The sequence below is a fragment of the Streptomyces sp. NPDC059248 genome (assembly GCF_042753905.1).
Classification (GTDB): domain Bacteria; phylum Actinomycetota; class Actinomycetes; order Streptomycetales; family Streptomycetaceae; genus Streptomyces.
On the sequence record NZ_JBHYZV010000160.1, the window covers coordinates 1 to 3,884 of the forward strand.

Here is a 3,884-nt window from a genome sequence, read left to right on the forward strand (position 1 = left end):
GGGGTCGGCCGGCCGCGATCCGGTTTTCGGGGTCCCTCAGCCGTAGAGCCGGCTAGTCGGCGGTGATGGCGGTCAGCTTCCCGCGCAGGAACTCATGCGCGTCGATGCCCCGTACATCCGTGCCCATGTCGCAGTCGAAGAAGTAGGCCAGCGACACCAGCTCCTCGTCCGGCGCGTCCACCGGCGGCGGGAGCACCCGGTGCCGGCCTGCCTGCCAGCGGCCGCCCGACCAGTGGGCCATCAGATCGCCGATGTTCATCGTCAGCGCGTCCGGGTCGTACGGCGCGTCCTCCCAGCCGCCCTCGTCCGTGTACACCTGCAGGCCACCGAGTCCGGGCTGGCGGTCCAGCAGCGTCACGGTCCCGAAGTCCGTGTGCGGGCCGATCCGGAACTGGCCCGGCGCCGCGGGGCCGACCCGCTCCGCACCCGGGTACCAGTTGATGTTGAAGCCCCAGGTCGCCTGCTGCGTATGCGCGGTGAAGTGGTCCTCCTTCTCGCCCATGGCCACCCCGAGCACTTCGAGGACCGTGTTGGAGAGGGCGAACATCTGGTCCAGATACGTCTCCACCAGCGGCTGCATCCCGGGGACCTCGGCGGGCCATACGTTCGGCCCGTCGAACCACTCCGCGTCCACCACGGGGTCGCCCGTCGGATCGTACGAGGCGAAGGAGTACGACTCCTTCAGGTCGGGCGGGCCGTCCCCGCCCTCCGCGTACGCGTTGGCCTCGGCCCCGGGACCCAGCCATCCGCGCCCGCCCACCTGTACCGCGTACGCCTTCTTCTCCGGGTACGGAAGGTGGAAGAACCGCTTCGCCGCAGCCCGTATCTCCGCCCGCGGCCCGGCCCCGATGCCGTGGCCGGTCACGAGGAGGAAGCCCGCTGTGCGCAGGGCCTCGTCGACCGTCCCGGCGATCGCGCGGCGGGTTTCGGCGCCACCTTCGGCCCATAATTCGAGGTCAATGGAGGGAATTCGCATGGGTATACTGTATGACCGCCTTCACCCACCGAACAAGTAGTCGGCCGGGGCCTTGAATTGGGCCACTCCGCCGCGGCGCCGAAATTTCAGCCGAAGGCGTCCCGGTCCGCACGTCCGGACCGCTGAACCCCCGCTCGGGAGCGGACTGTTGTTTCAGGTCTGAAATCTGTAGGTTGCCGGTGAGGCCCGCCGTGCAGGTGCGGGATTTCGGAGGACAAGCTGATGGTGAAAGACGGACCCATGGGTGCCGACGGCCCGGGCGGACGCACCCTGGTGCGGGCCCGGAACCTGGTGAAACGCTTCGGTGATTTCACCGCGGTCGACGGTATTGAATTCGACTTACGCGGAGGGGAGACTTTCGGCCTGCTGGGGCCGAATGGTGCCGGGAAAACCACGACCATGCGCATGCTGAGCTGTATCAGCACACCGTCCGGCGGTGAACTGCGGATCCTCGACCGCGATCCCGTCCGGGAGCAGACGCGCATCCGCGAGCGGCTCGGGATCTGCCCGCAGGCGGACAATCTCGACCTCGATCTGACGGTCGTCGAGAACATCACGACCTACGCCCGGTACTTCGGTATGTCGCGGCAGCGGGCCCGGGTCAGGGCGACGGAGCTGCTGGAGTTCGCCCGGCTCGAGGACCGGGCCGATGACCGGGTGCAGTCCCTGTCCGGGGGGATGAAGCGACGGCTCACCATCGCCAGGGCGCTGGCCAACGAGCCGGACATCGTCCTGCTGGACGAGCCGACGACGGGCCTGGACCCGCAGGCCCGGCATCTGCTGTGGGAGCGGCTGTTCCGGCTGAAGCAGCGGGGCACGACCCTGGTGATCAGCACCCACTACATGGACGAGGCCGAGCAGTTGTGCGACCGCCTGGTGATCATGGACGGTGGGAAGATCGCCGCCGAGGGATCGCCGCGCGCCCTGATCGAGGCCCATTCGAGCCCCGAGGTGGTCGAGCTGCGGTTCGGCTACGACGCGCACGACACCTATGCCGGAAAGCTGGACGGGATCGGCGACCGCGTCGACCCGCTGGCGGACCGTGTCCTGGTCTACGCCCGTGACGGCGACGCGGTGGTCAACGAAGTCCACCGCCGGGGTCTCCAGCCCGCGAGTGTGCTGGTCCGCCGGTCCACGCTCGAGGACGTCTTCCTCCGGCTCACCGGCCGAGCTCTGGTGGAGTAGCGATGGCACACCCTTCGGTCGCCGTACTCGAACGGCATATGCTGCTGTACCGACGGCTCTGGAAAGCGTCGGTCTTCTCCTTCTTCGCCCTGCCCTATCTCTTCCTCGTCAGTATCGGCGCCGGAGTGGGCGGATACGTCGGCGAGGTCGACGGGTTCGCCTACCTCGACTGGATCGCCCCGGGCATCCTGGCCGCGACGGTGTACCAGATCGCCGCCAACGAGTCGACGTACGGCGTCTACACCGACTTCGAATGGGTCGGCGGTATCCACACCATGCGCGGCACCCGGGTATCGATCCGGGACATGGTCGCGGGATGGATCCTGTACGTCCTCGTCATGGTGACCATGGCCGTCGTCGCGTTCCTGGCCATCGCGTGGCTGTTCGGCACCCTGCACTCGCCCTGGGTGTGGACCGTGCCCCTGGTCTGCGCGCTGCTGGCGGTGGGCGCCGCGGGACCGACCATGGCCTTCGCGGCGAGCATCCAGAACGACGGGTACTTCGAGCTGCTGATCCGTTTCGTCGTCATCCCGACCACCCTGTTCGCGGGGGTGTTCTTCCCCGTCGAAGAGCTGCCCGAGGGCTTCCGGCAGCTGGCCTACGCCTCTCCGCTCTGGCACGGCGTCGAGCTGACCCGCGCCGCGTCATTGGGGACGTCGACCACCTGGCCGGCGCTCGTCCACATCGGATACCTGCTGCTCGTGGCGGTGGCGGGCTGGATCTGCGCCGAGGTGGCCTTCCGCCGTCGGCTCGAGAGCTGAGAAGGGAGTCGCGATGCTCACGAACGCGATCGCCGGTCGCTTCTCCACCACCCGCTCCGCCGCGGTGGTCACCCGTAACGCCCGGGCCATGCAGACCGGTCCCTCGGCCTGGCTCCTCGTCGTGGCCGGCCTGGTCGAGCCGCTGTTCTATCTGCTGTCCATCGGTATCGGGGTCGGCAGCCTGATCGACAAGGACATCAGTTACCGGGGACAGGAGGTCTCCTACGCCGCCTTCGTGGCCCCCGCGATGCTCGCCACCTCGGCGATGACGGCGGCGTTCTCGACCACGACCTTCGCCTTCTTCGGCAAGCTCAAGCAGTCCAAGGTGTACGAGGCGGTCCTGGTGACGCCCGTCCGCCCGCGCGAGGTCGCCGTCGCCGAAGTGGTGTGGAGCGCCCTGCGCGGGGCGGTGTTCTGCGGTCTCTTCCTGATCGCCATGGTCCTGCTGGACACGGTCTCGGTCGGCTGGGCGCTGCTCGCCTTCCCGGCGTCCGTCCTGGCGGTGGTCGCCTTCGCCGCGATCGGTCTGGCGGCCAGCACCCTGATGCGCGGCTGGCACGACTTCGACGCGCTCACCACGGCCCAGATGGCGCTGTTCCTGTTCTCCGGCACGTTCTCCCCGACGGAGGACTACCCGGTCGCGGCGCAGTACCTGGTCGAGCTGACCCCGCTGTACCACGCGGTCGAACTGATCCGCCGGATCTGCATCGGGGACCTCTCGCCGATGCTGATGTGGCACACCGGCTATCTGCTGGCCGCCACGGGGCTGTGCCTGGCGTTCGCCGCCCGGCGTATCCACACCATCGTGTACGACTGAGCCCCCGGGCTCCGGTACCCGTACCGGCCGTGCGACCCGGACGAGGGGCCGCCCCCCCCCCCGCGCGCGCGGGCCGCGCCGCCCCCCCCGCGGGGCCCGCCCCCCGGGGGGGCGGGGGGGGGCCGGGGGGGGGGGGGGGGATGGC

Annotated in this window: 4 protein-coding genes; 3 read left to right on the forward strand and 1 reads right to left on the reverse strand. The window is 69.4% G+C overall.

Annotated features, from left to right (window positions below; genetic code table 11):
- Nucleotides 1-52 precede the first annotated feature (52 nt).
- Nucleotides 53-976, reverse strand: coding sequence for an isopenicillin N synthase family dioxygenase (locus ACFXG1_RS32945; protein WP_384720252.1), 924 nt, complete (start codon nucleotides 974-976; stop codon nucleotides 53-55).
- Between the two features lie 222 nt (nucleotides 977-1,198).
- Here ACFXG1_RS32945 and ACFXG1_RS32950 point away from each other — a divergent pair, with 222 nt between their 5' ends.
- From ACFXG1_RS32950 to ACFXG1_RS32960, 3 genes are read left to right on the forward strand one after another with little or no spacing between them, the layout of a single operon-like run.
- Nucleotides 1,199-2,161, forward strand: coding sequence for an ABC transporter ATP-binding protein (locus ACFXG1_RS32950; protein ID WP_384720255.1), 963 nt, complete (start codon nucleotides 1,199-1,201; stop codon nucleotides 2,159-2,161).
- Nucleotides 2,162-2,163: 2 nt separating this feature from the next.
- Nucleotides 2,164-2,922, forward strand: a complete 759-nt coding sequence (locus ACFXG1_RS32955; protein ID WP_384720258.1) for an ABC transporter permease — start codon at nucleotides 2,164-2,166, stop codon at nucleotides 2,920-2,922.
- A gap of 13 nt (nucleotides 2,923-2,935) precedes the next feature.
- The gene (locus ACFXG1_RS32960) at nucleotides 2,936-3,739 is read left to right on the forward strand and encodes an ABC transporter permease (protein WP_384720261.1); all 804 of its coding nucleotides are present in this window, start codon (nucleotides 2,936-2,938) and stop codon (nucleotides 3,737-3,739) included.
- The last annotated feature ends 145 nt before the right edge of the window (nucleotides 3,740-3,884 follow it).